The organism is Agrobacterium radiobacter (assembly GCF_040801995.1).
Lineage (GTDB): Bacteria > Pseudomonadota > Alphaproteobacteria > Rhizobiales > Rhizobiaceae > Agrobacterium > Agrobacterium radiobacter.
Genome location: NZ_JBEGHX010000001.1, coordinates 1,672,637 through 1,698,316 on the forward strand (window position 1 = coordinate 1,672,637; position 25,680 = coordinate 1,698,316).

General features: G+C 60.1%; 21 protein-coding genes and 1 other RNA gene. 10 read left to right on the forward strand and 12 right to left on the reverse strand.

Going from position 1 to position 25,680, the window contains the following annotated elements; all coding sequences use genetic code 11:
• Window positions 1-89: 89 nt before the first annotated feature.
• From MRBLRC7O_RS08485 to MRBLRC7O_RS08510, 6 genes are all read right to left on the reverse strand, one after another.
• A complete protein-coding gene (locus MRBLRC7O_RS08485; protein WP_060727394.1) occupies window positions 90-1,634 on the reverse strand; it encodes a Do family serine endopeptidase in 1,545 nt (514 codons plus the stop codon).
• Between the two features lie 192 nt (window positions 1,635-1,826).
• Window positions 1,827-2,750, reverse strand: coding sequence for a protease modulator HflC (gene hflC / locus MRBLRC7O_RS08490; protein WP_003507540.1), 924 nt, complete (start codon window positions 2,748-2,750; stop codon window positions 1,827-1,829).
• 1 nt (window position 2,751) lies between these two features.
• Window positions 2,752-3,873 carry an FtsH protease activity modulator HflK gene (gene hflK / locus MRBLRC7O_RS08495; protein WP_080866280.1) on the reverse strand — a complete coding sequence of 374 codons (1,122 nt, stop codon included), beginning with the start codon at window positions 3,871-3,873 and terminating at the stop codon, window positions 2,752-2,754.
• A 143-nt stretch (window positions 3,874-4,016) separates the two neighbouring features.
• Window positions 4,017-4,544, reverse strand: coding sequence for a dihydrofolate reductase (locus MRBLRC7O_RS08500; RefSeq protein ID WP_019565314.1), 528 nt, complete (start codon window positions 4,542-4,544; stop codon window positions 4,017-4,019).
• Entirely contained in the window at window positions 4,541-5,335 is a 795-nt protein-coding gene (locus MRBLRC7O_RS08505) for a thymidylate synthase (RefSeq protein ID WP_080866281.1), read from the reverse strand. The genes MRBLRC7O_RS08500 and MRBLRC7O_RS08505 overlap by 4 nt, the downstream gene beginning before the upstream one ends.
• A gap of 92 nt (window positions 5,336-5,427) precedes the next feature.
• Window positions 5,428-5,736: a DUF2853 family protein gene (locus tag MRBLRC7O_RS08510; protein ID WP_003507532.1), complete on the reverse strand. Its 309-nt coding sequence runs from the start codon at window positions 5,734-5,736 to the stop codon at window positions 5,428-5,430.
• Between the two features lie 142 nt (window positions 5,737-5,878).
• Between MRBLRC7O_RS08510 and ssrA the strand changes: the two genes are divergently transcribed.
• From ssrA to MRBLRC7O_RS08530, 4 genes are all read left to right on the forward strand, one after another.
• Window positions 5,879-6,251, forward strand: a transfer-messenger RNA (tmRNA) gene (gene ssrA, locus MRBLRC7O_RS08515).
• Between the two features lie 229 nt (window positions 6,252-6,480).
• Entirely contained in the window at window positions 6,481-6,993 is a 513-nt protein-coding gene (locus MRBLRC7O_RS08520) for an SspB family protein (RefSeq protein ID WP_020009331.1), read from the forward strand.
• Window positions 6,994-7,035: 42 nt separating this feature from the next.
• Window positions 7,036-7,239 (forward strand): DUF4169 family protein, encoded by a 204-nt coding sequence (locus tag MRBLRC7O_RS08525; RefSeq protein WP_080866282.1) that lies wholly within the window; start codon window positions 7,036-7,038, stop codon window positions 7,237-7,239.
• Window positions 7,240-7,351: 112 nt separating this feature from the next.
• Entirely contained in the window at window positions 7,352-7,561 is a 210-nt protein-coding gene (locus MRBLRC7O_RS08530; RefSeq protein WP_003507527.1) for a ribbon-helix-helix domain-containing protein, read from the forward strand.
• A gap of 357 nt (window positions 7,562-7,918) precedes the next feature.
• Here the strand turns inward: MRBLRC7O_RS08530 and MRBLRC7O_RS08535 are convergent, their stop codons facing one another.
• The 4 genes from MRBLRC7O_RS08535 to MRBLRC7O_RS08550 all read right to left on the reverse strand — a co-directional run bounded on the left by MRBLRC7O_RS08535 (window position 7,919) and on the right by MRBLRC7O_RS08550 (window position 17,562).
• Window positions 7,919-11,632 (reverse strand): AsmA family protein, encoded by a 3,714-nt coding sequence (locus tag MRBLRC7O_RS08535; protein ID WP_080866283.1) that lies wholly within the window; start codon window positions 11,630-11,632, stop codon window positions 7,919-7,921.
• 91 nt (window positions 11,633-11,723) lie between these two features.
• Window positions 11,724-13,136 (reverse strand): FAD-binding oxidoreductase, encoded by a 1,413-nt coding sequence (locus MRBLRC7O_RS08540; RefSeq protein ID WP_003507523.1) that lies wholly within the window; start codon window positions 13,134-13,136, stop codon window positions 11,724-11,726.
• A gap of 134 nt (window positions 13,137-13,270) precedes the next feature.
• Entirely contained in the window at window positions 13,271-16,417 is a 3,147-nt protein-coding gene (locus tag MRBLRC7O_RS08545) for an efflux RND transporter permease subunit (protein WP_080866284.1), read from the reverse strand.
• Entirely contained in the window at window positions 16,414-17,562 is a 1,149-nt protein-coding gene (locus tag MRBLRC7O_RS08550) for an efflux RND transporter periplasmic adaptor subunit (RefSeq protein ID WP_003507520.1), read from the reverse strand. The genes MRBLRC7O_RS08545 and MRBLRC7O_RS08550 overlap by 4 nt, the downstream gene beginning before the upstream one ends.
• A gap of 224 nt (window positions 17,563-17,786) precedes the next feature.
• On the opposite strand from MRBLRC7O_RS08550, the gene MRBLRC7O_RS08555 reads away from it, so the two are divergent.
• The 5 genes from MRBLRC7O_RS08555 (at window position 17,787) to MRBLRC7O_RS08575 (ending at window position 22,865) form a co-directional block, all read left to right on the forward strand.
• Window positions 17,787-18,197: a carboxymuconolactone decarboxylase family protein gene (locus MRBLRC7O_RS08555; protein ID WP_003507518.1), complete on the forward strand. Its 411-nt coding sequence runs from the start codon at window positions 17,787-17,789 to the stop codon at window positions 18,195-18,197.
• Between the two features lie 100 nt (window positions 18,198-18,297).
• On the forward strand, window positions 18,298-20,772 hold the full coding sequence (locus MRBLRC7O_RS08560) for an ATP-dependent helicase (protein ID WP_080866605.1): 2,475 nt from the start codon (window positions 18,298-18,300) through the stop codon (window positions 20,770-20,772).
• A 104-nt stretch (window positions 20,773-20,876) separates the two neighbouring features.
• The gene (locus MRBLRC7O_RS08565; protein ID WP_004430821.1) at window positions 20,877-21,689 is read left to right on the forward strand and encodes a glycosyltransferase family 25 protein; all 813 of its coding nucleotides are present in this window, start codon (window positions 20,877-20,879) and stop codon (window positions 21,687-21,689) included.
• A 271-nt stretch (window positions 21,690-21,960) separates the two neighbouring features.
• A complete protein-coding gene (locus tag MRBLRC7O_RS08570; protein WP_004430816.1) occupies window positions 21,961-22,443 on the forward strand; it encodes a DMT family transporter in 483 nt (160 codons plus the stop codon).
• A complete protein-coding gene (locus MRBLRC7O_RS08575; RefSeq protein WP_004430812.1) occupies window positions 22,440-22,865 on the forward strand; it encodes a DMT family transporter in 426 nt (141 codons plus the stop codon). Before MRBLRC7O_RS08570 ends, MRBLRC7O_RS08575 begins: the two co-directional genes overlap by 4 nt.
• A 63-nt stretch (window positions 22,866-22,928) precedes the next feature.
• On the opposite strand, the gene MRBLRC7O_RS08580 is transcribed toward MRBLRC7O_RS08575, so the two are convergent.
• Window positions 22,929-24,200: a DUF2778 domain-containing protein gene (locus MRBLRC7O_RS08580; RefSeq protein ID WP_004430811.1), complete on the reverse strand. Its 1,272-nt coding sequence runs from the start codon at window positions 24,198-24,200 to the stop codon at window positions 22,929-22,931.
• Window positions 24,201-24,656: 456 nt separating this feature from the next.
• On the opposite strand from MRBLRC7O_RS08580, the gene pncA reads away from it, so the two are divergent.
• The gene (gene pncA, locus MRBLRC7O_RS08585) at window positions 24,657-25,283 is read left to right on the forward strand and encodes a bifunctional nicotinamidase/pyrazinamidase (RefSeq protein ID WP_080866606.1); all 627 of its coding nucleotides are present in this window, start codon (window positions 24,657-24,659) and stop codon (window positions 25,281-25,283) included.
• 152 nt (window positions 25,284-25,435) lie between these two features.
• Here the strand turns inward: pncA and MRBLRC7O_RS08590 are convergent, their stop codons facing one another.
• Window positions 25,436-25,672: a DUF2164 domain-containing protein gene (locus tag MRBLRC7O_RS08590; RefSeq protein ID WP_004430806.1), complete on the reverse strand. Its 237-nt coding sequence runs from the start codon at window positions 25,670-25,672 to the stop codon at window positions 25,436-25,438.
• Between the last annotated feature and the right edge of the window lie 8 nt (window positions 25,673-25,680).

The window sequence follows — 25,680 nt, forward strand, 5'->3', positions numbered from 1 at the left end:
ATCCTTGGCCTCCGTTTAATGGAGCCCAAGGATTAGAGAGCGGCCGGAATGACAACCACCCGATTCCTGACGGATCGGACGAAAGGCGTTTATTCCAGCGGCAGCGCCACGACGCGCAGATTGCCCTGGGCATCCGCCACCATCATATGCGCATTCTTGCGGCCTTCGGATTTCAGGCCGTTGACGCGCACCAGCACATCGCCCGGAACCTCCATGAAGTCCTGCCCGACCTCGACGATGATATCGCCGGCCTTCATGCCCTTCTGTTCGGCGGGTGACCCCGCATCGACGCTGGCGACAAGCACGCCTTCCACGCTTTCGGCAATGCCCTTTTCGGTGCGCAGCTCGTTGCTCAGCACCACGAGATTCATGCCGAGCACGCTCTGCGGTGCTTCACGCACTTCCGGCGTCTGGTCCTGCGCCTGATCGTCGGTGCCGCCATCGTCTTCCGGTGCGACCACACCGCCATCGCCGTCTTCGCTCTGCTGGTCGTCGGCCGAGGCCTTCTCATCCGTCGCATCCTGCAACTGGCCGAGCTTGACCTTGACGGTCTCCTCCTTGCCATCACGCAGGATCACCACATCGACGTCCTTGCCGACAGGGCTTTCCGCCACGATCCGCAAAAGGTCGCGCATCTCGTGAATATCCTTGCCGTCGAATTTCAGCACGACATCGCCGGCCTGGATCGGGCCATTTTCCACCGGTCCGCCCTTGGCGACGCCGGAGATAAGCGCACCCTTGGCGCTGTCCATGCCGAGGCTTGCCGCCACATCGTCGGTGACGGGCTGGACACGAACACCGAGCCAGCCGCGGCGCGTCTCACCGAATTCGATGAGCTGCTGGACGATATTCTGGGCAAGCTCCGTCGGCACGGCGAATCCGATACCGATCGAACCGCCGCTCGGGGAAATGATCGCCGTATTGATGCCGATCACCTCGCCCTTCATGTTGAAGAGCGGACCGCCGGAATTGCCCTTGTTGATGGCCGCATCCGTCTGGATGAAATTGTCATAGGGGCCGGCATTGATATTACGCCCGCGCGCGGAAATAACACCGACCGTCAGCGATCCGCCAAGCCCGAAGGGATTGCCGATGGCCATCACCCAGTCGCCGATGCGCATGCTGCGCGAATCACCGAACTTGACGGCCTTCAACGGCGTTTTCGGCTCCACCTTCAAGACGGAAAGATCGGTTTTCGTATCGGTGCCAACCAGTGTCGCCTTGAGCTTCGAACCGTTAGGGAAAATCACCTCAATGGCGTCGGCGCCCTCGATGACGTGGTTGTTGGTGACGACGTAACCGGCCGGGTCGATCACGAAACCGGACCCCAGCGAATTGACCTTTTCACCGCCTTCCGGCTTCTGGCTGTCGAAATAATCCTTGAAGAATTCCTGGAAGGGCGAACCCTCCGGCAGTTTCGGCGGAACCGGGCCCTTGCCGTCGGTCTTGACGTTCTGCGAGGTGGAAATATTCACCACCGCGTCGAGAAGCGGCTCGGCAAGATCAGCCACCGATTCCGGCCCATGGCTCTGCGCCAATGCCGCAACCGGTGCCGTAAGGCTACCCGCCACAAGCGCGATGCCCGCGATTGCGGCGATGCTGCTGCGAAAAGGCGAAAGAAGGGTCACGGCCATAAGCGTCCTCGCGTTTCAAATAGTCCTGCCCTGCATATATCGGCAAAGCATAAGGCGGAATGATGAAGTGTAAAAATACCTTTTCGTGAACAGGCGGGGGACGCCTTGCCCGTAGTCACAGCTTTGGCACGAAAACGGACCAAAAAGAAAGGGCCGGTAAAAACCGGCCCTCCAAAATCATTTTATCCGTTATCAGTTCGCCGGCGCCGGCGCAGGTGCGGCAGGCGCCGTGGACGGAGCACCGTCGATGTTGTTGAAATAACGGAAGAAGGTAGAGTCCGGAGACAGAACCAGCGTCGTGCCTGTTCCGCTCAGTGAGCTGGAATAGGCGGCCATCGAGCGATAGAACTCGAAGAAGCTCGGGTCGCGCTGGAAAGCTTCACCGAACACCTTGTTACGCTCCGCATCGCCTTCACCGCGCAGCACTTCGGACTGACGACGCGCATCGGATTCGAATTCCACGACCTGACGGTCGGCGATAGCGCGGCGGCGCTGCGCTTCTTCGTTACCACGGGCGCGGATCAGTTCGGCCTCGGCCAGACGTTCCGACTTCATGCGCTCGAAGGTCTGCTGCGAGACTTCCTGCGTCAGGTCGGTACGGCGAATGCGCACGTCAACGATGCTGATGCCGAGCGATTCCGCATCGGGACGCAGATCGTCACGCACTTCCTGCATCATCGATGCACGTGCATCCGAGAGCGCGGATTCGAAGCCACGCAGACCGTAGACCCGGCGCAGCGATGCGTCGAGACGGGTACGCAGGCGCGATTCCGCCGACATCTGGTCACCCGAGACCGTCTGCCGGAAGCGGCGTGCATCCGTGATGCGATAGACCACGAAGGCATCAACCTCGTAGAACTTGCCGCCGGAGACCTGAACACGAATATTGTCGTGATCAAAACGCAGCGCGCGGTTTTCGACATATTGTACGCGGTCGGCGTCCATGAAGGCGAAGGGCAGCTTGAAATAGAGGCCCGGCGCGGTTTTGACATCCTGGATTTCACCGAAGCGAACGACGATGGCCTGCTGGCGCTCGTTGACGACGAAGATCGACGAATAACCGAGGAAAAGCACGACGGCGAGGCCGACGAGAATGGCCGTAAGACGGTTGCCCATATTAGTTGCCTCCCTGCTGTGCCGCGCCCGGATTGCCGCGCATGATCTCGTTCAGAGGCAGATAAGGCACCACACCCTGTTTTTCGTCGATGATGACCTTGTTGGAGCCCTTCAGGACCTGTTCCATCGTTTCCAGGAACATGCGCTGACGGGTTACATCAGGCGCGGTGCGATACTGGTCGTAGATGGAGATGAAACGCTGCGCTTCACCCTGTGCCTCGTTGACGACACGCGACTTGTAGGCGTTCGCTTCTTCGAGGATCTGCGCGGCCTGACCGCGGGCGGCACCGAGCTTCTGGTTGGCGTATTGGTTGGCTTCCTGAACGAAGCGGTCTTCGTCCTGTTCGGCGCGCTGCACTTCATCGAAGGCGTCGGCCACTTCGCGCGGCGGCGCCGCGTCTTCAATAGCCACCGCATTGATGGAGATGCCGGCGCCATAACCGTCCATCGTGGACTGGATGATGGTGCGCACATCCGCTGCGATCGCCTGACGGTTATCGCGGAAGATGTCCTGTGCCGGACGACGGCCGACGACTTCGCGCATGGCGCTTTCGGAAACCTGCTGCAGGGTTTCAGCCGGGCTGTCGACGTTGAAGAGGTAGGATTTCGGATCGGAGACCGTATAGAGCACCGAGAACTGCACGTTGACGATGTTCTGGTCGCCGGTCAGCATCACGCCGCTCGCTGAAGACGACGAAGCGCGCGAACCGATATTCTGCTGCTGCTCGGTCACCTTGACAATTTCCACCGTCTCGATCGGCCACAGATGGAAATGCAGGCCCGGCATCGAAATTTCATCCTTCGGACGCCCGAAACGCAGCTCCACGCCACGCTCGTCCGGCTGGACGGTGTAGATGGACTGGATGCCGAGGAAAACCAGAACGACGAGAACAACGATCGCAACCGCGCCGCCGTTGAAGCCGCCCGGCAGGACATTCCTGAAACGGTCCTGGCTGCGCCGGATGATCTCTTCCAGATCGGGCGGGCCGCCATTACCGCCGCCACCGCCGCGAGGCCGGTTAGGCCCCTGCCCCCATGGGCCGCCACCGCCGCCCTGGTTGTTTCCGCCACCACCGCCGCCGCCCCAAGGGCCGCCGCCGCCATTCTGATTGCTCCAGGGCATCAATACCTCTTTATAAAAGCCTCTCCCGATCCCGTTCGAAAGCGATTGCTCGCGTGCGGCGGGAATATGGACCCGTTATAAGAAGGAGAAGCGTGCGTTTCAACGCAGAGGTGGTAACTAAATACCCAATCAGGGTAAATAGTTCACTTTGACGCGGCTCTGCGCAAATAAGTGGTGAACAGAACCGGATAATTGTCCTTTTCCCCGGCGGGAACGGCATTTTCCTCGATTTTTTCAAACACGGCGGGATCGATCTCCGGAAAAAAAGTGTCGCCATCAAGCTTTACGGCCACATGGGTGACGGAAAGTTGATCGGCAAACGGCATGGCCTGACGGTAGATTTCCCCGCCACCGGCAACGAAAACCTCGTCCACACCCAGTTCCGCAGCCTTGCTTTTGCCAAGCGCGAGGGCGTCTTCAAGCGACGACACGACATCCACGCCATCAGGCCTGTAATCGGCATTGCGGCTGACGATGATGTGCGGCCGGCCCGGCAAAGGACGCTCGCCCACCGAGAGAAATGTCTTCCTGCCCATGATGAGCGGTTTGCCCATCGTCATCGCCTTGAAGCGCTTGAGGTCAGTGGAAAGCTTCCAAGGCATATCGAGGTCGCGGCCGATAACGCCGTTTTCCGACACCGCGACGATGATGGTGATGCGCGGCTCGCTCATACCGCGATCGGTGCCTTGATGGTTGAATCCGCCTCGTAGTTTTCCAGCGTAAAGTCTTCGAACTTAAAGGAGAAGAGATCTCGTACATCCGGGTTGAGGCGCATCGTCGGCAGGGCCTTGGGGGTCCGCGTCATCTGCAATTTCGCCTGTTCGAAATGGTTGGCGTAGATATGCGCGTCACCAAGCGTATGGACGAAATCGCCGGGCTTCAGCCCCGTGACCTGCGCCACCATCAGCGTCAGAAGTGCGTAGGAAGCAATATTGAAAGGCACGCCGAGGAAAATATCGGCCGAGCGCTGGTAAAGCTGGCAGGACAGCTTTCCATCCGTAACATAGAACTGGAACAGGCAATGGCAGGGCGGCAACGCCATCTCGTCCACCAGCGCGGGGTTCCAGGCCGAAACGATGTGGCGGCGGGAATTGGGATTGGTTTTCAGGGCCTCGATCAGAAGCGCGATCTGGTCGATATGGCGACCGTCAGGCGCCGGCCAGGAGCGCCACTGTGCGCCATAGACGGGGCCGAGATCGCCATTCTCGTCAGCCCATTCATCCCAGATGGAAACGCCATTTTCCTTGAGATAGGCAATATTGGTATCGCCCTTCAGGAACCACAGGAGTTCATGGATGATCGAGCGCAGATGCAGCTTCTTGGTGGTGAGAACCGGAAAACCTTGCGCAAGGTCGAAACGCATCTGGTAACCGAAAACCGAGCGCGTGCCCGTGCCGGTGCGGTCTCCACGGTCGGAGCCGGTTTCCATGACATGCCGGAGAAGATCGAGATATTGTTTCATGCGTTCTGCCGCCGATTCCCTGATATCGAGGGAATATAATAGCACAGGGCGGCAGAACCAATCACCTAATGCGGGCTTATCCCCGGATCAAATCAAAGCGACTGAAGCTTACCCAGTTCCTTGGCGACCAGGTAATAGAAAGTCACGCGCGACTTGGAGCGGTCCGCGGCCATGGCCTTGGCGACAGCATCGATTGCCTGATCGGCCGCACCGTCGGTAACGCCGAGCTTCTTGCCGCACCAGCTCGCCTTCACGCGCGCAAGCTCTTCCGGATCGGAAGCGGACACCAGCGAGGAATCCCGGTTGCGCAGGGCAATGCCGAGATGCTTGACGATCTTGCCGACAATGGCTTCGTCGGCTGCTGCGTCGTATTTCTTCACATCTGCGAGATAGTCAGTCATGTCCACTCCTTCGTGTGTCCCCGGCCCGGTGTTGCTTCTGGTGACCGGTTGCAGGGAGAATGGGACAGCAATCCCTCGTCGTCAAGAATTGTCTAAAGTGCGGGCCGCAATCACGAAACCTTTTCATGGAATTGTCATCACCCCCCTTTTCTCGGGCGGGTGAAACGCCTATATGAGCCTTGCCGGGGCAACCCGGCTATGGCGATAAACGGTCGGTGTAATAAACCTATTGGACCCGGGGGCGGTACCCGGCGCCTCCACCAAAAACCGGCGGGCTTTTCAAGATGAAGGCCGGCTTTTGATGGGGGCGAAATAGGATCGACAAGGGCGTAAAGATCGAACTTTTGCTCGGCATGATACCGCCGTTATCGGGTCACAAGTGTAGTTGCAAATGACAACAACGCTAAGGAATATGCTCTCGCTGCCTAATGGCGGTGCGGGAATTCCGCTCTAAGTCCTCACGGTTAGCCCCGTGAGGCGGGGTTCGGAGGTACCTGGCAACAGAAACCTCCACCTTCTCCATTTTGCCTGAATTGATTATATGATAGCTGACTTGCGAACGGCGTAGGCTTTTCCGTTGCTGCCGTTCAGGACATTGCGTATACTTGGGCAACGCGTGAGCGTCAGGATCGGAAATGATCCCGGCTCAAGGATTACGCGAAGATTCAAAGTGTTACAGCGTCCTTGGCGCGCGAGCCGCGCCGCACATGAAAAGACGTTCGAATAAGGGAAAGACAGGACCGCATGGGGCAGGATCATATCCGTTACGACATTCTCGCACAGGATGCCCTTCGCGGCGTTATTCGTAAGGTTTTGGGTGAAGTGGCCGCAACCAGCCGCCTGCCCGGCGACCACCATTTCTTCATTACATTCCTGACCGGCGCGCCGGGCGTGCGGATTTCCCAGCACCTCAAGGCGAAATATGCCGAACAGATGACCATCGTCATCCAGCACCAGTTCTGGGACCTCAAAGTAACCGAAACCGGCTTTGAAATCGGCCTCTCCTTCTCTGATACGCCGGAAAAGCTGGTCATTCCCTATAATGCCATCAGAGGTTTCTACGATCCTTCCGTCAATTTCGAACTCGAATTCGACGTGCCTCTGGCCGAAGAAGAAGAGATGGAAGAAGCCGAAATCACCGCTTATCCCGTTTCCCATGAGCCGAAGCCGGCTGCCGCTTCCGAAACGCCCAAGGCCGGCGAGGAAAAGAAGGAAGGCTCGGTCGTTTCGCTGGATGCCTTCCGCAAGAAGCAATAACGGCTTACCCCGAGCGTACGAGACCCGAGGAGACATATCCCCATGGCGGCCGATATCGTCAATCTGCGTCAGTTTCGGAAACAGAAAGCCCGTAGCGAAAAAGAAAAGCAGGCGGAGCAGAACCGCCTGTCCTTCGGCCGCGCCAAGGCGGAAAAAAATTTCACATCAGCCCTGAACGAAAAAGCCGAAAAGGCGCTCGATCAGGGGCGGCTCGAAAAACCCGATGACGGGGTCGGCAAAGACTGACAAGCCGACGGACCGCGCGAATTTCGGGACTATCGGAAAAGAATCGCAAAACAGGGACTTGCCGGGGAGATATGATTCAGACCTCCAACCGGATCCACCGGAGACCGATCTGATGATCCGCAAGCACTCCGCGACGTTGCACGGTCACCGCACCAGCATTTCACTCGAGGACGCCTTCTGGGACGAGTTGAAAATCATAGCGGACAGACGCAAGATCAGTTTCGCGGCCCTGCTTGCCGAAATAGATGACAACCGCGCCGCCGACAGCAATCTGTCCTCGTCGCTGCGGGTTTATGTGCTGAACTGGCTGAAAAACCGCTGAGATTTTCTGACGTACGGTAAAGACACGCAATCGATCACGACCTGCAACGCCTCTATCCGGATTTGTCTCCCGGACTACAAAAAATACTGCTGAAAACTCGTAACGCCGTGAAAGCATTCATTAAACATTGGCGGCCTAGTCTGCGCTGCAAGGCATTTCCCGTATTGCGTAGCCTTGCTTTCAAATACTGTTTCCAGACCTTTCCCATCCACCACGAGGCGTTCCGGGGCTCCCCCCGTTAGGGAACGAGTTTGCCGTGAGATTCTCGGCTCATGCTCGAGGATGATGCAACGTTCCGGGACAGGTTTCCGCACTTTCGCAATATGAAGGCCGATCAGCCTTCCCCTGCCCGCAAGCTTACGGCGTGGCAGGAGCGTTTTCCGGCGCCAGTTGCCGGATGGCGTTTTCCGTCGGAGGCACCACCAGAACCGGCGCGGATTGCCGCTCGGGTACCGGCTGTTGCCCCTGTTCCTGCTGCTGTTGTTGCAACCGCTCCTGCTGTTCCTTTTCCTGGCGCAGACGTTCTTCGGCTGCCGCCTTCAGACGCGCCTCTTCGTCAGCCTTGGCCTTGGCTTCCGCCTCCGCCCGCTCCTTCTCGGCCTGCCGCTCGGCCGCCTGAGAGCGATAAAGCGCGACTTCGCGGCGCAGGCGCTGCTTTTCAAGAACACTCGCCTGCATGGCCTCCACCCGGCGGCGTTCCTTTTCGAAAGCCCTGAGCGACAGGTAATTGCTGAGCGCTGAAACATCGGTCGTCAAAGCCGGCGCGGCAAGCGGACCGTTATAGTTGAGACGCACCGATGGCTCGGCCCCTGCGACCGTTTCGGTACCGGGATTGAACAGAAGATCGAGGTCGCCATTCACGGTCGAAGCCGCAAGATCAACCGTCGCGTCGGCCGTCAGCGTTACGGGATCGATCCCCGCACGCAGATTCTGGAAATGAAGCGCGCCGCCATTCAGCGAGAACGGCAAGGCCACATCGCCAAGCCCGATTTCACCCTGCCACAGGCTCTGGTCCACCAGCGGCCGCACCTTGGGCGCGTCGATCGGCTGCTGCAAACCATCAGCCGCCTGCAGGATCGGCGGGAAGGCACCGGGATTAAGTCCCTTCAGCACAAGCCCGCTGGCCCTAATTTCACCCGATCCACCCGCTGATTTCAGCATCTCACCGACACTTTTGCCCGTCGATTCGGCCGTCAGGTCAACGGCCACCCGACCTGTCGCAACCGGCCCGTTGGCATTGGCCCAAAGGATCGGCTCCGGATTGGCATCGGTCACCGCGATCTTGGTGCGGAAAATGCCCGCACCTTCGCCCGTCGACATGGCAAGCCGCCCCGTCAGCTTACCGCCCATGAAGGTGCCGGCAACGTCATCGAGCGACAGACTGCCCGCATCATGCGTGACCCTGGCCGAAACACCGGTGACGGTACCAAAGGGACCGGCCTCGAAGCTTTCCGCTTTCAAGGCGAGCGAAGCCTTGAGCTGCGGGAAGGCTGGCATGGCCAGAGGCTTGGCATTGAGCGCTCCGGTTTCCGGGTCGATCACCGGCCCATAGATCGCATCCCCCAGCCAGGCGAGTTCGACGGTTCTGACGGAGAGATCACCGTCTACAGGATGGGGCGTGGCACGCTGGAATGTCAGATTGCCCGAGAAAGGGTTTCCGCCCGCCTGCCCGCCGATCGAGGAAAGTGCGATCTTTTGCCCGTCCACCGCCACTTTCGCATTGGCCTTCAGCGCCATGCCGCCGCCAAGCTGCGGCAGACCGACAGCGTTCATGATGAGGTATGGCTCGATGTCAGCGCTTTCGAGCGCCACATCGGCGCTGCCCTCGCCGAAATTGGCGGCCGAAACGGCAAAGGAACCGTTCATCGAAAAATGCGTCCGTTCCGTCGAGAAGCGCAGCTCCGTCTGGGCGGGTGAGCCGAGCGTGCCGTTGAGCTTGACCGAGAGAAGTCCTTCGCCATCCGCATCAAAAGGCAGCGGATCAAGCCCCGCCTGCCCGAACAGGATTGCGGTCGACTGGTTCTTCAGGACGGCTTCCAGCGACATGGCCGTATCATCGGTGATCGACAGGAAATCTGGCATCTTGGCAACGGCCGAGAGCCGGCTGCCATTGACGGTGCCGGAGACGGCGACATTGGCCCCGCCATTTTCGCTGTTGACGGAAACATCCATGGCAAGGTCGGAATTGGCGTACCATGGCGCGCTCGCCGCCAGACGGCTGAGGAATGGATGGTTTGGCAATTTCTGCTGCAGCATGGTGAAGAACGGCTGCATATCCGCGGCATGCAGGTTCACCGTGCCCTTGCCGGCATATTTCAGCAGCGAACCCTGCAATTGCCCTCTGGCCTTCACCTCCGCGCCGGCAATATCACCGGCCGTCATGTTTTCAAGCGAGAGAACCCCGCCGGCCATGGTGAAGGCGGTTTCGACGTGATTGGCGGTCACACCGGCCATGTTGAACCGGTCGGCCTTGAATTTTGCGGTAATGCGGTGGTCGAGGACGGAACTGCCGACCTGATCGCCAAGCGCCAGACTGCCGAGCGCCCTCAGCGCATCGAGATCGATTTCGTTGCCCGAGAGATCGATGAAGAGATTGGAAGTCTTGCCGTCGGAACGCCGCTCCAGCTCGCCCTTCAGCGAGGCATCGCCGATCGCAAGCTCCAGATTGTCGAAACGCTGATTGAGCGTCGTCAGTGAAACATCGGCGGAAAAACCGGCGGCATTGAGCTGGCGGATCGCCGGATCGACGGAACCGGAAAGCCAGTTCGCCAGCCCCGAAGGCTGGTTGGAGGCGAGCAGCAGATTGCCGTTGAAAGCGGGGCCGCCAAGCAGCGTCAGCGATCCCTTGGCTTCAAGCTGGGTCCTGCCCGGCAGCGTCGCCACGGCATTCACCACCTGCCAGCCGCTGCCTTCCGGGCGCACATCCAGCCGGATGTCGCGGATGGTCGTATCGTCGGAAACGAGTGCGGGAAGGCTGATGCTCGCCTTGCCCGGCACCGGCGGAACCGGAATTCGGGCCACTACGGCCGCAAAGGCTTCAATGCGCTGGCGAACCGAGGCGGTGGGCTGGCGTGAGGTCTTGCCCGTTTGCACGACAGGCGGCGCGAAGCGGGCGACATCTATCTGCTGGCCATCGGCCGTCAGCAGGAATTCCGGCTTGGCGCCGGTATCGAGCGTCGCCTCGCCCGTCACGACATAAGGATTTTCGCTGCCACCGAGTTCCATGCGGTAACTCGGGATACGCACGCTTTCATTGGTCAGTTCAAAACTGCCGCGGGTGCGCGGCGAAGAAAACAGCGATTGGCCCGCCTGCTGCTTCTGTTTTTCATCCTCACGGAAACTGAAGGAGAAAGAACCGCTATAAGCGGGTTTTCCCGCCGTTGCAGCAATCGCACCATCGAGATCGACCTCAACCGGATGCTCATCCGGCACCACGCGGACCCTGAGGCCCATGCGGCCGGCGGCATAATCCGGCTCGCTGCTGGAGAGCGAGAACGACCCCGGATGCCCGTCAATGGCAGCGCGCCCTTCGGCCTTCCACGGCCCGGCCAGCGAATTGGCGGACATGTCGGCGTTGAGACCGGTCACCACGCGATTGCGGCCGGATTGCTCGTCGATGAATTCGATCTGCCCGCCTTCGATCTGCACGCTTTCCAGAACCACGGTGCGGGCGGGAATTTCCGCCCGGCTGCCGCGCATCCAGTCCAGCGTGCCATCTTTCAGCAGCCTGATCTTCGCCTTGGGCTCCTCGATGCGCATGTCGAAGATGCGGGCCTCGCCCGAAAGGAAAGGCGCAAGCTCGGCATCCATGGAAAAACGCGCGACCTGAATGAGCGGCGATCCATCCGCATCCGTTCCGGCGCGCACATCATGCAGCGTTACCGAGGGGAAAGGCAGGATGCGGGCCTCAACGCGGCCATGCACAACCACCTTCTTGCCGAGAATACGGCTCGCCTGGTCTTCAAAATCGCGGCGGAAATCCGTCCAGTCGACGAAATAGGGAATAAGCAGCGCCGAGAACAGCACCACGGCCAGCAGTCCGCCCAGAAAAACCAGAATACGCCCGAGCACTGACCTGCATCTCCCTTCGCGAACGCTGCAAACCTATTCTTTTCTGCCTTAACGGCAAGCAGCCTTTTGTACCAATCAATTGTGAGGATGATCAGACAAGCCGGAACAACTTGCCCGGATTGAAGATATTATCCGGATCGAGCGACGTTTTGATGGCGCGCATCACATCCAGTGCATTGCCGGCCTCTTCGGCAAGAAAACTCATCTTGCCCTGGCCGATGCCGTGTTCGCCGGTGCAGGTGCCGTCCATAGCAATGGCGCGGCGGTTGAGACGGGCGACGAAGGCTTCGGTTTTCGCGACGCTTTCGGCATCCTTGCCATCAAACAGAATAAGGACGTGGAAGTTCCCGTCACCCGCATGACCGACAATCGGCGCGAGAAAACCGTTTTCCTCAATATCCCGCTGCGTTTCCACCACGCAGTCAGCGAGGCGCGAAATCGGCACGCAGACATCGGTGGACAGCCCATCGAGATGCGGCGCGAGCGCCCGCGACGCCCAATAGGCGTCATGACGCGCTTTCCAGAGCTTGTTGCGCTCGGCGGCATCGCTCGTCCAGCGGAAGTCGACGCCGCCGCATTCCGCCGCGATCTCGGCAAACTGCTGCGATTGCAGCGCCGCCGTCTCCTCGGTGCCGTGGAACTCCACGAAAAGCGTCGGCTTCTCCGCGTAGTTCAGGCCGGAATAGGCGTTGCACGCCCGCACCTGCACCTCGTCAAGCAATTCGATGCGGGCAACCGGAACGCCCATCTGGATCGTCATGATGACGGCATCGCAGGCCGCCTTGATCGTGTCGAAGGTGCAGACACCGCCAGCGATCTTTTCTGGAATGCCCTGAAGCCGCAGCGTCACGGACGTGATGACGCCGAGCGTCCCCTCGGCCCCCACGAAAAGCCGCGTCAGGTCGTAACCGGCGGAGGACTTGCGGGCGCGGCGAGCGGTGCGGATTTCCTCGCCATTGGCGACAACAGCCGTAACGGCAAGCACATTGTCTTTCATCGTGCCATAACGAACGGCATTGGTGCCTGAGGCCCGCGTCGAGGCCATGCCGCCGATCGAGGCATTGGCGCCCGGATCGATCGGGAAGAACAGGCCGGTATCGCGCAGATAGACGTTGAGGTCCTCACGCGTAACACCCGGCTCCACCGTCACGTCAAGATCTTCGGCATTCACCTCAATGATGCGATTCATCCGGCTGAAATCGATGCAGATTCCGCCGTTGGGCGCATTGACCTGCCCTTCAAGCGAAGACCCCGTTCCGAAGGGAATGACCGGAACCTTGTATTGGGCGCAAGCCTTCACCACGGCCTTCACATCATCGGCGCTTTCGGCAAAAACGACCCCGTCAGGCGCCTGCAGGGTCAGATAGGTGGTGGTGTGGCCATGTTGCTCGCGAAACGCCTGGCCCGTCTGGACCTTGTCGCCGAGCTGCTGCTTCAGCACCGCGAGCGCAGACGCAATGCCCTCTTCATTCCGGTCACCCGCCACAACATCTTTCAGCGCCATCATCCGTCTCCACCGCAACATCTGCCCGTAACGGATTCGATCCGTTACGAAATTCCGTCAGGTGGTATGGGATAAGGTTAACGCTTTGTCCAGCATCGCGATTGCGCCTCATGCGGTTTGGCGACAACCCCACCTTACTCCGCTGCGAGCAACGGCTTGTCCTCCTCCAGCGCCTTGCGGCGGGCGGCAAGTTCGAGTTCGCGATGCAGACGGATTTCCTCATCCGCCTGCGGCTTGGCAAAGCGGGCGATAAGCAGATAGGAGACCGGCGTGATGTAAAGCGTCACCAGCGTCGCGAAACCGAGACCGCCGACAATGACCCAGCCGAGCGCAATGCGTGCTTCCGCACCTGCCCCCTGCGCCAGCACCAGCGGCACGCCGCCCAGAATTGTGGCGATCATCGTCATCATGACAGGGCGCAGGCGGATGCTGGTGGCCTTTTCAATGGCTTCCCGAACGGTCGCGCCCTGATCGCGCAGATGATTGGCGAATTCCACGATCAGGATGCCGTTCTTGGCCATCACGCCAACAAGCAGCACAAGACCGATCTGACTATAGACGTTGAGGCTCGATCCGGTGACCAGCAGCGCGATGACGGCGCAGGCAAGGCCGAGCGGCACCGTCGTCATGATGATAACCGAACTCAACACGCTTTCGAACTGCGCGGCCAGCACGAGGAAGATGATGGCGATGGCGAAACCGAAGGTCAGCAACATGCCGCTGGAGTTCTCCTCAAGCGTCGCCGCCTCGCCGAGCGGCAGCAGACGGGCGCCGGGCGGCAGGACGGATTGCGAAAGCTCGTTCACCTTCTCCAGCGCCTGACCGAGCGAAACACCGTCCTTCAGATTGGCCGTGAAGCCGACGGAGGGAAGCTGCTGCTCGCGATTGAGCTGCGGCGCGACCGCATTTTCCTTCAGCGAAGCAATGACCGACATCGGCACGATCTTGCCGTCGCCCGTTTTCAGGAAGACATTTTCAAGATCGGTCGGATCATTGATTGGCCGGGTGGAAGACAGGAGCCGCACCGGGATTGCATCGCCATCCACGAAAACGTCAACGACCGAGCGTCCTTCCAGCAACGACTGCATGGCGCGCGACAGCCCGGTGATATCGATGCCGAGATCGGAGGCGCGCTCGCGGTCGATGGAAACGGAAAGCTGCGCCTGATTGGGCTCATTGTCGAAACGCGGCGTATCGAACAGGCCGCTTTCCTCCATGGAAAGCAGCAGTTTCTGCGTCGCCGCCGTCAGCGCCGCATAGTTGCTGCCGACCATCGCCATCTGCAAACCGTTGCCGGCGCCACGAATACGCAGGCTGTTCGGCTGCATCGCACTGCCGCGCAGCGCCGGCACCTTGTTGGCGGCGGACGTGACGTCAGCGGCGATCTGATTCTGGGTGCGCTCGCGATCGGCCCAGGGGGCGAGCGTCAGCACCATGAAACCGGTATTGGAGGAACCGTTCATGCCCGTGATGGAATAGATATTGCGGATTTCCCCGCTGTCGCGCAGCGGTTGCAGATTTTCCTCGATGCGCTGCAGCTGGTCGCGGGTATATTCAAGGCTGACGCCCTGCGGCGCGGTAACCCGCATCATGATCGAGGCACGGTCCTCGCGCGGCGTCAGCTCGTTCTGGATCATGCCGAAGGCAATCCACGACAGACCCGAAAAGATCAGCGCCACGATAATGACGATCAGCGGATTGTTCAGGCAGGCGGAAAGCGTCGACTTGTAGGTGGAGGCAAAGACATTGCCAAACCAGGCGAGCGGTCCCGTCTGTTCCTTCAACCCCTCCTTCAGCATGCGGGAAGCCAGCATCGGGCAGAGCGTCAGCGCCACGATGGAGGACAAGCCCACGGCGAAGGCCAGCACGAAACCGAATTCGCGGAACAGGCCGCCAAGCTGGCCCGGCAGGAAGGAGAGCGGAATGAAGACGGCGGCTAGCGTTGCCGTCGTTGCGATGACCGCGAAGAAGACTTCCTGCGTGCCGAGAACGGCAGCGGCGCGCGGCCCCATGCCTTCCGCCCGGCGGCGCACGATATTTTCCAGCACCACGATGGCGTCATCGACCACCAGGCCGGTCGCCAGAACGATGGCGAGCAGCGTCAGAATATTCACCGAGAAGCCGACCATGTAGATGGCGACAATGGTGCCGATCAGCGCCACCGGCATGGTGATCGCCGGAATGAGGGTGGCCCGCCAGTCGCGCAGGAAGAGATAAAGCACGACGACGACGATGATCGCCGAAAGACCGAGCGCCAGCTCGACCTCGTGCAGCGCGCCTTCGATGAAGACCGCGTCATCGCTGGTGACGACGATGCGTGTGCCTTCTGGCAGATTGGCCGACATGGCATCGACGGCGGCCTTCACGCCGGTGGAAATATTGAGCGTGTTGGACTGCGCCTGACGGATGACGCCAAGACCGACACCCTGCACGCCATTGGAGCGCAGCGAGGTGGATTCGTCATCCGCACCGAGCATGACGGTTGCTACGTCGCGAAGGCGGATATTGTTCTTGATGAGAAGGTTGGAAAAATCCTCGGGCTTCGTCAGGCTCGCCGTGGCGCGCACGACGATGTCCTGCGTCGTGCTTTTCAGCGATCCCGCCGGCACGTCGAGTGCCGCGCTGGCCAGCGCGTTGGAAACATCGGTCACGGTCAGACCACGGCTGGCGAGTGCTGCCTGATTGAGATCGACGCGAAAAACCTTTTCCTGATCGCCATAAAGCTCGACATCGGCAACGCCGTCGACAGCAGCCAGGCGGTCGATGATCTCGTCATCCACCAGCTTGGTCAGATCTTCCATGCTGAGCGTCGACGAGGTGACGGCAAGGCGCATGATCGGCTGGCTGTCGGAATCCGCCTTGATGATCTGCGGCTCGTCGGCATCATCGGGCAGCTGATTGGTGACGCGGCCGATGGCGTCGCGCACGTCGTTGGCGGCAACGGCCATGTCGACATTGTCGCCGAATTCCATCGTCACGCGGCTGGTGCCGAATTGCGAATTGGAAGCGATGGATTTGATGCCGCTGACACGCGCCACCGCACCTTCGATGGTCTGTGTCACTTCCTGGTCGATCGTCTCAGGCGCAGCACCTTCATAGGTGGTCCTGACGCTGATCGACGGCCGGTCGACGTCAGGCAATTCGCGCACCTCGACGCCAACCAGAGCGGCGAGACCAGCCACGACCAGCAGCGTGTTGAGGACCGCCGCCAGAATAGGCCGGCGCACGAACAATGCGGTGAAAGCGAGCTTGGAATCCTGACCGGAAGGCGACTGCGTCATTGGCTGGCGACCTCCTCCGGCTTCGGCTGTTCGCCGACGCGGACAGCACCGCCTTCACGCACGCGCTGAAGGCCCTCGATCACGACAGGCTCGCCTTCCGCCAGCTCCGCCTTGACGAGAACCGCATCAGGGTTGCGCTGCACGATCTGCACCCGAACCTTGTTCGATTTGTTGTCGGTGACGCGCCAGACATAGGAGCCTTCCGCATCCCACTGCACGGCCAGAGGATCGACCGAAGCATAGGTCTCCCCGGCAAAACGCATGGTGACGCCGAAGGACATGCCGGCCCTCAGTTCGTCCTTCTCGTTACCGAACTTCGCCCGGATGCGGATCGTGCGGCTTGCTTCATCGACACGGTTGTCGACAGCTTCGATTTCACCCTTGAAGGTTTCGCCGGGACGCGAAATGGAGGTCGCCTCCACCGGCATTCCGACCTTGATCACGGTTGCAAACCGCTCGGGTGCCCAGAAATTGACGAGAATTTCCGACCGGTCGTCGATGCTGACGATGGTTGACTGCGTGGTGACGTTGTCGCCGATATTGGCGGCGACGATACCGGCCACACCCTCAATCGGCGCGACGATGTCGCGGCGCCTGAGATTGAGTTCGGCAGTGCTGAGCGCCAGCTTGGCGGATTCTTCGGCAATCTGCGCATCCATCACATCGAGGCGGGAAACGGATTTCAGGTTCTTGTAGGAACTGGATTTTTCAATCGCGCTGCGCAGCGCGACCTGCGCCTTGTCGCGTTCGATCACCTGCTCTTCGTCATCGAGCCGCGCAAGCACCTGCCCCTTCACGACACGCGCGCCGGCGGCCGTGCGGATTTCTGAAAGCGTGCCCGATGTCTGCGGCATGACGACGACTGACTGGATCGCCTGGCCGTTGCCGATGGCGTTCAGCCGATCATTGACCGTGCCCTTTTTCACCGGAGCCGTCACCACCAGGGTGGCGTTGCCGTTGCGCCGCGAACCACCATTCTGGCCTGTGGGCGAACCGGCCGTTGCGACCTCTATCGCGCCTGCCGGCGTTTTGCCGAGCCCCATGCTGGCGAGCACATTGCGGGCTTCGGGCGAATAAAAGCCCCAGAGACAGAGCCCTGCCCCCACCACGGCCAGACTGACACCCACCTGTTTCCAGACCCGCATATAGTTCTCCGGTTGATCATCGCAGCATAAAGCAGCCCCTGAAGCGCAGGCTTCGGGACATCAGCAGTATTCCCCCTCGTTTAAAACGAGGCAACGCACAAATCCGTTTCTTACGTAATTGTAATTTGTGATGGATTCTCGTCGAGCACACGACGAAGGCCATTTTTATCGCAAATATTCTTCAGCGCGGTAATCTGCCCCCAGGAAAAGAGCCGGAGGAAGCCATGAGCACCGTAACGAAAGTACAAAATCCCGAAGCCGATCCGCGCGTCAAGGCGGTATTTGACGACATCCGCACCACCCGCAAGTCGGACTTCATCAATAATATGTGGCTCTACCTCGCCTTCGATCCTGACCTTCTGGAAAAGACATGGGCCGAGGTCAAGGCGGTGATGGCGACACCTTCCGCGCTCGACCCCGTGGTCAAGGAAATGCTTTACATCGCGGTGTCCGTCACCAATGGCTGCTCCTATTGCGCCCATTCCCACACGGCCGCCGCCAAAGCCAAGGGCATGACCGGCGAGCAGCACGCCGATCTCCTGCGGGTCATCGCGCTTGCCGCCAAGACCAACCAGCTTGCGGTGGCGCTGCAAGTCCCGGTGGATGCCGCTTTTGATGCCGACAGGCAGGCATGAAGCAAAAAATGCCTTGGAATAGGCGTTTTGACCGATGATACCGGAATAAAAGCAGAACGCGGTTCTGGCCTTTATATCCCGAATCACTACATTGGGCCGCATGAGCAACAGTTTCGACGATATGCCGTTCTTCGATGAAGAACCCGTGACGCCGCGCAGAGCGACGAATAATGCAGGCGCGGAAAGCGCCGGCGGGCTCGGCATTGCCGCCCGCGCGATGGCTGCGCGCGATCAGACGCGTGCCGCGCCCGATTATCTTTCCGGCCTCAACCCGGAACAGCGCGACGCCGTGGAAACGCTTGACGGACCCGTTCTTGTCCTTGCGGGCGCCGGCACCGGCAAGACCCGCGTTCTGACGACCCGCATCGCCCATATTCTCGCAACCGGCCGTGCTTATCCCAGCCAGATCCTTGCCGTGACCTTCACCAACAAGGCGGCCCGCGAGATGAAGGAACGTATCGGCGTTCTGGTCGGCGGCGCTGTCGAGGGCATGCCCTGGCTTGGCACCTTCCACTCCATCGGCGTCAAGCTTCTGCGCCGCCATGCCGAACTCGTCGGCCTGAAATCGGATTTCACCATTCTCGATACGGACGACGTGGTGCGGCTGATCAAGCAGCTCATTCAGGCCGAAGGTCTCGATGACAAGCGCTGGCCGGCAAAGCAGTTTGCCGGCATGATCGACGGCTGGAAGAACAAGGGGCTGACGCCGCCGGATATTCCGGAGGGCGACAGCCGCGCTTTCGCCAATGGCAAGGGTCGCGAACTTTACACCGCCTATCAGAACCGGCTGAAAACACTGAACGCCTGCGACTTCGGCGATCTTCTGATGCACCCGATCAGCATCTTCCGCCGCCACACGGATATTCTGAAGGAGTATCACCAGAAGTTCCGTTACATTCTGGTGGACGAATATCAGGACACCAATACGGCGCAATATATGTGGCTGCGGCTTCTCGCGCAGCGCGCCAAGGACGAGCCGCAGAACGTCTGCTGCGTGGGTGACGATGACCAGTCGATCTATGGCTGGCGCGGCGCGGAAGTGGACAATATCCTCCGCTTCGACAAGGATTTTCCCGGCGCCAAGGTCATCAAGCTCGAACGCAACTATCGCTCCACCGAGCATATTCTCGGCGCAGCCGGGCATCTGATCGCCCATAATGAGGGCCGTCTCGGCAAGACGCTGTTCACCGAACGCAGCAGCCCTGACGATGAAAAAGTCGTGGTGCATGCCGCCTGGGATTCCGAGGAGGAAGCCCGCGCGGTCGGCGAGGAAATCGAACAGCTTCAGCGCAAGAACCACAAGCTGAACGACATGGCGATCCTCGTTCGCGCCTCCTTCCAGATGCGCGAATTCGAAGACCGTTTCGTGACGCTCGGCCTCAATTACCGCGTCATCGGCGGCCCACGCTTTTATGAGCGCCTCGAAATCCGCGACGCCATGGCCTATTTCCGCCTCGTCTGCCAGCCGGCCGACGATCTGGCCTTCGAGCGGATCGTCAATACGCCGAAGCGCGGCCTCGGCGATACGACCATCCGCAACCTGCACGACTATGCCCGCGCCCGTGATATTCCGATGCTGGCGGCAGCCGCCGATATCATCGAGACCGACGAGCTGAAACCGAAGGCCCGCAAGGCGCTGTTCGATGTGGTGCAGGATTTCCGCCGCTGGCAGGGTCTCCTGGAAAATACCGAGCACACCACGCTTGCCGAGCAGATTCTCGACGAAAGCGGCTATACCGCCATGTGGCAGGTCGACAAGACGGCCGAAGCGCCCGGACGGCTGGAAAACCTCAAGGAACTCATCCGCTCGATGGAGGCCTTTGAGAGCATGCGCGGCTTCCTCGAGCATGTGGCGCTCGTCATGGATGCCGAGCAGAACGAAAATCTCGATGCCGTCTCCATCATGACGCTGCATTCCGCCAAGGGCCTGGAATTCGACACCGTCTTCCTGCCCGGCTGGGAAGAAGGCCTGTTCCCGCACCAGCGGGCTCTGGACGAAGGTGGTCGCTCCGGTCTGGAGGAAGAACGCCGCCTCGCCTATGTCGGCATCACACGCGCCAAGAAGCTCTGCCATATCTGGTTCGTCTCGAACCGGCGCATTCACGGGCTGTGGCAATCCACCCTGCCCTCGCGGTTCCTTGATGAACTGCCGCCGGCCCATGTGGATGTCGCCGCATCCGACAGCAATTACGGCGGTTATGGCGGACGCGGCGGCTACGGCCAGTCGCGCTTCGACAAGGCCGACCCCTTCACCAACAACTATTCCACCCCCGGCTGGAAGCGCGCGCAGCAGAACCGCAGCGACGCCACCCGCGACAATTGGGGCACCCGCTCCGGCCATGCGGTGGAACGCATCGGTTACGGCGAAAGCGGCCCGCGCACCCGTACGATAGAGGGCGAGCTGGTGGCGAAATCCGTCGCGGACAAGCCGTCGAAATTCTTTGTCGGCGACCGCGTTTTCCACCTCAAATTCGGCAACGGCAATATTTCCGCCATCGAAGGCAACAAGCTGACCATCGACTTCGATCGCGCCGGACAGAAGCGCGTGCTGGATGGATTTGTGGAAAAGGTTTGATTCGACAACTATGAGTGCCCGCAGACCGCTTTTTCCGTAGCCCACGTCATGCCGTTGCAATAAAGGAGTTGCAATGGTGATGTGAAAACCGGGTGAGGACTGCTTTGCATATATTACCGAAAAGCCAGCGCAAGCTTGCGGTTTTCCTGATCAACATGGACAGCGCCACCAAACGCCTCGCGGATATGAACGCGCGCCTTGACGCCATGGGGCTGAAGGCGGAGCGCGTCCCCGGCGTCAATGGCAGGGAACTGAATTACCCGATCCCGGAATTCAGCGAGATTTCGTACATGCTCATGCATGGCCGCCGCACCTCGCCGCCGGAGATTGGCTGCTACCTCAGCCATGTCGCCTGCGCCCAAAAATTCATGGCGGGCGATGCCGATATCGCGCTCATCCTTGAGGATGACGTGGTCTTCGATGATGATTTTCTCAACGCCATCGATGAGGCGGTGCTGAACGGCGGCGACTGGGATCTGCTGAGGCTGACAACGGTCAGCAATGGCCGGAAATTTCCGTTCCGCCCGCTTTCCAATGGTCGTTCGCTCGCCATTGCGATCACACGGGAAAAAGGGTCGGGAGCCTATCTCGTCAACCGCCGCGCCGGAAAATGGATATCGAAACTGATCCCCATGCGGCTCGCCTATGACATCGCATTCGATCTGGAATATCTCGCGGGCCTCAAGGCGGCGTTCATCTACCCGCTTTGCGCCACGCAAGATGCGGACGGGGAAAGCCAGATCCAGAACAATCTGCGCATCTACCGCCTTCCGCGCTGGCGTTATTTCACCGTACTGCCCTATCGCGCCTTTCTGGAAACCAGTCGTTTCCTGCTGCGCGGCATCCGCTTCGTCATGGCGAAGGCGAAGGTGGCTATGGGAGGCGGCAAGGGCAAGACCGCTCCAGCCAGTCATTGAATTATCTATCTTACACTTCGCCGGGCGTGAATCCGACAAGATAGACGGCCGCGACCACGGCTGCGAGAAGGAAAATCGAAACGACGAAAATCGTCATCCGGTTCAATGGTTTGCGCGTCGTTTTCTTCATGGTGGAATAATGCGCGGCAGGGTGGCTTGTTCCGCAACGCACAGGATAATGTCGCGTGAAACATCAAAGCGGCGCAATTCGATTCCGCTTCAGGCACATATCGGCTAAAGCTCGGGTTCCTCTTCAGCTTTCCGGCCCGCCATGACAGACACGACGCATCCACGCCTCAACCCGCTGCATCTCGCCGCCGCCTTCGCCAGCGGCTGCCTTTTGACATTGATGGTGCATTTCAACGGTCAGCTTGCCCATTACGGCAATGCGCTGTTTTCCTCCTGGACAGCGCATGGAACCGGCACGGTGGCCGCCCTGATCTATCTCGCCATCATGCGCCCGAAGAAAGACGCAGCAGCGCCGGCAAAACCAAAAGCGCCGCTCTGGGCCTATTGCGGCGGGGTGGTGGGTGCCGCCATCGTCATCCTCACCTCCACCGCCGTCAATTCGCCGCTGGCGCTTTCCGGCACCATTGCGCTGGGGCTTGGCGGACAGGTGATCTTCAGCCTCCTGGCTGATCTTTTCGGCCTCTTCGGCCTGCCCAGAAGGAAGCCGGACCTGCGGGACATGGCCGCGGTGGCGCTGATCCTGTGCGGCAGCGCGCTTATCATCCTTGTGGGGAGAACGGCATGATACTCTGGATCGCCATGGCCTTTACCGGCGGCGTCTTCGTGGCGCTGAGCCGCCAGATCAACGGCCGCCTCAGCCTGTCGAACTCGCCGCTCATCGCCTCCTTCTGGAACCATATCGTCGGTTTTGGTGTGCTGACCGTCATCGGCCTTATCGTCGGCGGCCTCATTCCGCCGGGCGCGGCCGATGCGCCATGGCTCGCCTTTATCGGCGGCCCGATCGGCGTCGTCTTCATCGCTTCGGGAAGCTGGCTCATACCGCGCATCGGTGCGGTCAATACCGCCCTTCTGGTCATCAGCGGCCAGATGGTTTCAGGCGTGGTTCTTGATCTTTTCAGCGATCATCCGCCGAAAATCTGGGCAAGCGCACTTGGGATTCTGCTGATCCTGGCCGGCATGGTGCTGACACAGCGGCGCGGTCGCTAAAGCATTTTCAGTAAAAATGCGCAGCGGTTTTACGTCCGGAAAATGCGTAGAACTTAAGAAAGCTCAGGAGTCGCTGCCGCGCGAGAACATGCCGATCAGGGTCTTGCCGCCGCTTTTACCGCCGCTGCTGGCAAGTGTCGGCCGGTTACCGTTCAGTTTCGGCACCACCACCATGCGCTTGACTTCGCCGCGTTTGAAGGCCGCAAGGAAGCGCGAATAATCGCGGAACACCACGCAGCCGTTCGATTCACCGCGTTTTGCCAGCATGTAGGTGTGCGCCAGAAGACCGTCGCGGCCGTGCGGGTTGACGCCGCTTTCCGGCGTCAGACGAATGGCTTCGACTCCGTGGAACCGCGCCTCGCGCATCGTCAGACGATAGCTGGAGGGCGGCGTCGAACCGCGCATTCTCACATGCACATAATCGGGGTTGTCGCGCATCTTGCCGATGCCGGAATGCGCCTCCAGCTTCTCGCCGTTCGGCATATGCACGACACCGGAGGAAATATCATAGATCGCCGTTCCGTTGCCGCGATCCGGCCACGGAACCGCATCCATCTTGCTCGGCTCGCGTATCGGATTATCAGGCTTTGCAAAGGCGAGCATGGCGCCGGTGCTCTGCTTGGGCGGCGCAGGTGCGCGCAGGGGAACCGGCGCATCAAAAGCAGGCGCCGAAGCAACCTCGGCCCTGGACGGTGTGGCAGGACGCGGTGACGGCTCGACCGCCTGAGCCGTCGCGACTTCAGGCCGGAAACTCGGCAGCGGCACATCATCGGGCAGCAGGCTGCTTGCTTCTTCCTCGATCTGCGGCCGCGCCAGTGCCACTTCAAATGCCGGATGCTGCGGAACGGCGCTCTGATAGGCGACCTCGGAGGTGCGTCCAAGCGCCGAATCGACGATTGCCGAAGGCTTGAGCGCGGCGAGTTCCTTAACGGTCGCCTGCCCTTTCGCGTTCGCTGCCGCGCCGAAGCGCTCGCCGAATTCCTTCGCACCAATCTCGGGCATGATGCCGGCAAGGCGAACAGCCTTCTGCTGGCCGTGGCTATGGTCGCTCAAACGGGAAAACTTGCGGATGTGAATATCTCGCGCGGCCGTGCGAACAATCGCCGTCTCAGCCGAATCGAGCCTCGTCACCAGGGTCTTTTCAAACTGTCCGACACCATGCGAGGCAGCGGCCATGCTATGCAGCGAGGCAAAGGCTGCGACTGCGAAAAGGCTGGCAAAAACGCCGCCGCCGAGAAGCGCGGACATCCGTCCGAGCGAAGAGGATTTGCCTCTCTTGGCGGAAGACGAACCGGTAAAGCCGGCACCATTATAGGCCGCAGCAGAAAACGCCATGATACTCGTTACTCGAACCGTTCACGCATACCCGGCCGACGCCGGAGGGATTTTGGGACATCCGAAGAGCGGGCAGACACCACGCCGGTTTCGGAATTGACTGGCTCGAAGCATGACGAATTATGGTAACCAAAGTGTTTACGAGTCCCTGCAAAAATATTTCGTTAAGGTCTGCGCATTGTAAGGTGAAGGCAAAACAATGACTTGCGCGGGTACTGCGTGCATCCGCACTGCATCGTCCCGGGAAATACCCCTTAAAGGAGCGTCATCGGCCTAAAAATCTCCGTCGCCGCATTGTCAGGTAAATTCCGACTTGGCCGGAAATTTGCTGCAAATGCGGCAGGACTGCGACAGGGCAAGTCCCTGCCGGAAACACCCATGCTTACCGGAGAAATCGAAAGGGGCTTGATCCGCCAAAGCCGGCTTGGCATCCTGCCCTCAAAAGGGAGGCACATCATGAAGGCGCTGCTGCTCATCGATATCCAGAACGGGTTTTGCCCGGGCGGCAATCTGGCCGTTGCCGATGGCGACAGGGTCGTGCCCATCGCCAATGCCCTGATCGACAACGGCGGCTACGATCTCATCGTCGCCTCGCAGGACTGGCACCCGGAAAATCATGGCAGCTTCGCCTCGCAACATCCCGGCAAGAAACCCTTCGACATGGGCGAACTCTCCGGCAAACCGCAGATGATGTGGCCGGACCATTGCGTGCAGGGTACACCGGATGCGGAATTCCACCCTGATCTCAAGACGGAAGCCTTCGATTACATCCAGCAGAAGGGCGAAAACCCCGCCGTCGACAGCTATTCCGCCTTTCGCGACAATGATCAGGGCGCGACGACGGGACTGGCCGACTATCTGAGTCGCCAGGGTATCACGCAACTCGACGTCTGCGGCCTCGCCACCGATTACTGCGTCAGCTTTTCGGTGCTCGATGCCCTCGACATGCTGCCTGATGTGAAGGTGCGTTTCATCGAGGATGCCAGCCGCGGCATCGATCCGCAGGGCATCAAGGCCGCGATTACCACCATGCGGGAAAAGGGCGCAATCGTTCTCAAAAGCCGCGACATTCTGCGGGACTGAAGAACACTGGGCTTACCACTCTCCCTCATTCCTGTGCCCGTCACAGGAATCCAGCCGACGCGCGTCTGCGCGGCGAGAGAGTCTTTCCAGCCCAAGGACTTGGGCTGGCTGGATCCCTGTGACGAGCACAGGGATGAGGAAGGAGAGTGCCGTTACCGCGGCTTCGGTTTCTCCAGAACGTCGATATCGCCTGCTGCATCCTCAAGGCGTCTCAGGATCGCGGCATGCGCATCCCTGAGCCCCTCATTATAAAAAACATGCCCCAGCTCCTCTGCCAGAAAGTCGACGAAGATCTCCGCCTGCAGATGGCCGATCTCGGTTTCGGTCTCACGGGCAAGATAATCCCTGATACGTGCGGCCAGCGCGGCCTTTTCCTGCTTTTCCAGCATCGATCTTC

Bases quoted from the DNA above. Each gene is read 5' to 3' on its own strand.
- MRBLRC7O_RS08485 (WP_060727394.1), bottom strand. From the start codon at position 1,634: ATGGCCGTGACCCTTCTTTCGCCTTTTCGCAGCAGCATCGCCGCAATC.
- hflC (WP_003507540.1), bottom strand. From the start codon at position 2,750: ATGGGCAACCGTCTTACGGCCATTCTCGTCGGCCTCGCCGTCGTGCTT.
- hflK (WP_080866280.1), bottom strand. From the start codon at position 3,873: ATGCCCTGGAGCAATCAGAATGGCGGCGGCGGCCCTTGGGGCGGCGGC.
- MRBLRC7O_RS08500 (WP_019565314.1), bottom strand. From the start codon at position 4,544: ATGAGCGAGCCGCGCATCACCATCATCGTCGCGGTGTCGGAAAACGGC.
- MRBLRC7O_RS08505 (WP_080866281.1), bottom strand. From the start codon at position 5,335: ATGAAACAATATCTCGATCTTCTCCGGCATGTCATGGAAACCGGCTCC.
- MRBLRC7O_RS08510 (WP_003507532.1), bottom strand. From the start codon at position 5,736: ATGACTGACTATCTCGCAGATGTGAAGAAATACGACGCAGCAGCCGAC.
- MRBLRC7O_RS08520 (WP_020009331.1), top strand. From the start codon at position 6,481: ATGGGGCAGGATCATATCCGTTACGACATTCTCGCACAGGATGCCCTT.
- MRBLRC7O_RS08525 (WP_080866282.1), top strand. From the start codon at position 7,036: ATGGCGGCCGATATCGTCAATCTGCGTCAGTTTCGGAAACAGAAAGCC.
- MRBLRC7O_RS08530 (WP_003507527.1), top strand. From the start codon at position 7,352: ATGATCCGCAAGCACTCCGCGACGTTGCACGGTCACCGCACCAGCATT.
- MRBLRC7O_RS08540 (WP_003507523.1), bottom strand. From the start codon at position 13,136: ATGGCGCTGAAAGATGTTGTGGCGGGTGACCGGAATGAAGAGGGCATT.
- MRBLRC7O_RS08545 (WP_080866284.1), bottom strand. From the start codon at position 16,417: ATGACGCAGTCGCCTTCCGGTCAGGATTCCAAGCTCGCTTTCACCGCA.
- MRBLRC7O_RS08550 (WP_003507520.1), bottom strand. From the start codon at position 17,562: ATGCGGGTCTGGAAACAGGTGGGTGTCAGTCTGGCCGTGGTGGGGGCA.
- MRBLRC7O_RS08555 (WP_003507518.1), top strand. From the start codon at position 17,787: ATGAGCACCGTAACGAAAGTACAAAATCCCGAAGCCGATCCGCGCGTC.
- MRBLRC7O_RS08560 (WP_080866605.1), top strand. From the start codon at position 18,298: ATGAGCAACAGTTTCGACGATATGCCGTTCTTCGATGAAGAACCCGTG.
- MRBLRC7O_RS08570 (WP_004430816.1), top strand. From the start codon at position 21,961: ATGACAGACACGACGCATCCACGCCTCAACCCGCTGCATCTCGCCGCC.
- MRBLRC7O_RS08575 (WP_004430812.1), top strand. From the start codon at position 22,440: ATGATACTCTGGATCGCCATGGCCTTTACCGGCGGCGTCTTCGTGGCG.
- MRBLRC7O_RS08580 (WP_004430811.1), bottom strand. From the start codon at position 24,200: ATGGCGTTTTCTGCTGCGGCCTATAATGGTGCCGGCTTTACCGGTTCG.
- pncA (WP_080866606.1), top strand. From the start codon at position 24,657: ATGAAGGCGCTGCTGCTCATCGATATCCAGAACGGGTTTTGCCCGGGC.
- MRBLRC7O_RS08590 (WP_004430806.1), bottom strand. From the start codon at position 25,672: ATGCTGGAAAAGCAGGAAAAGGCCGCGCTGGCCGCACGTATCAGGGAT.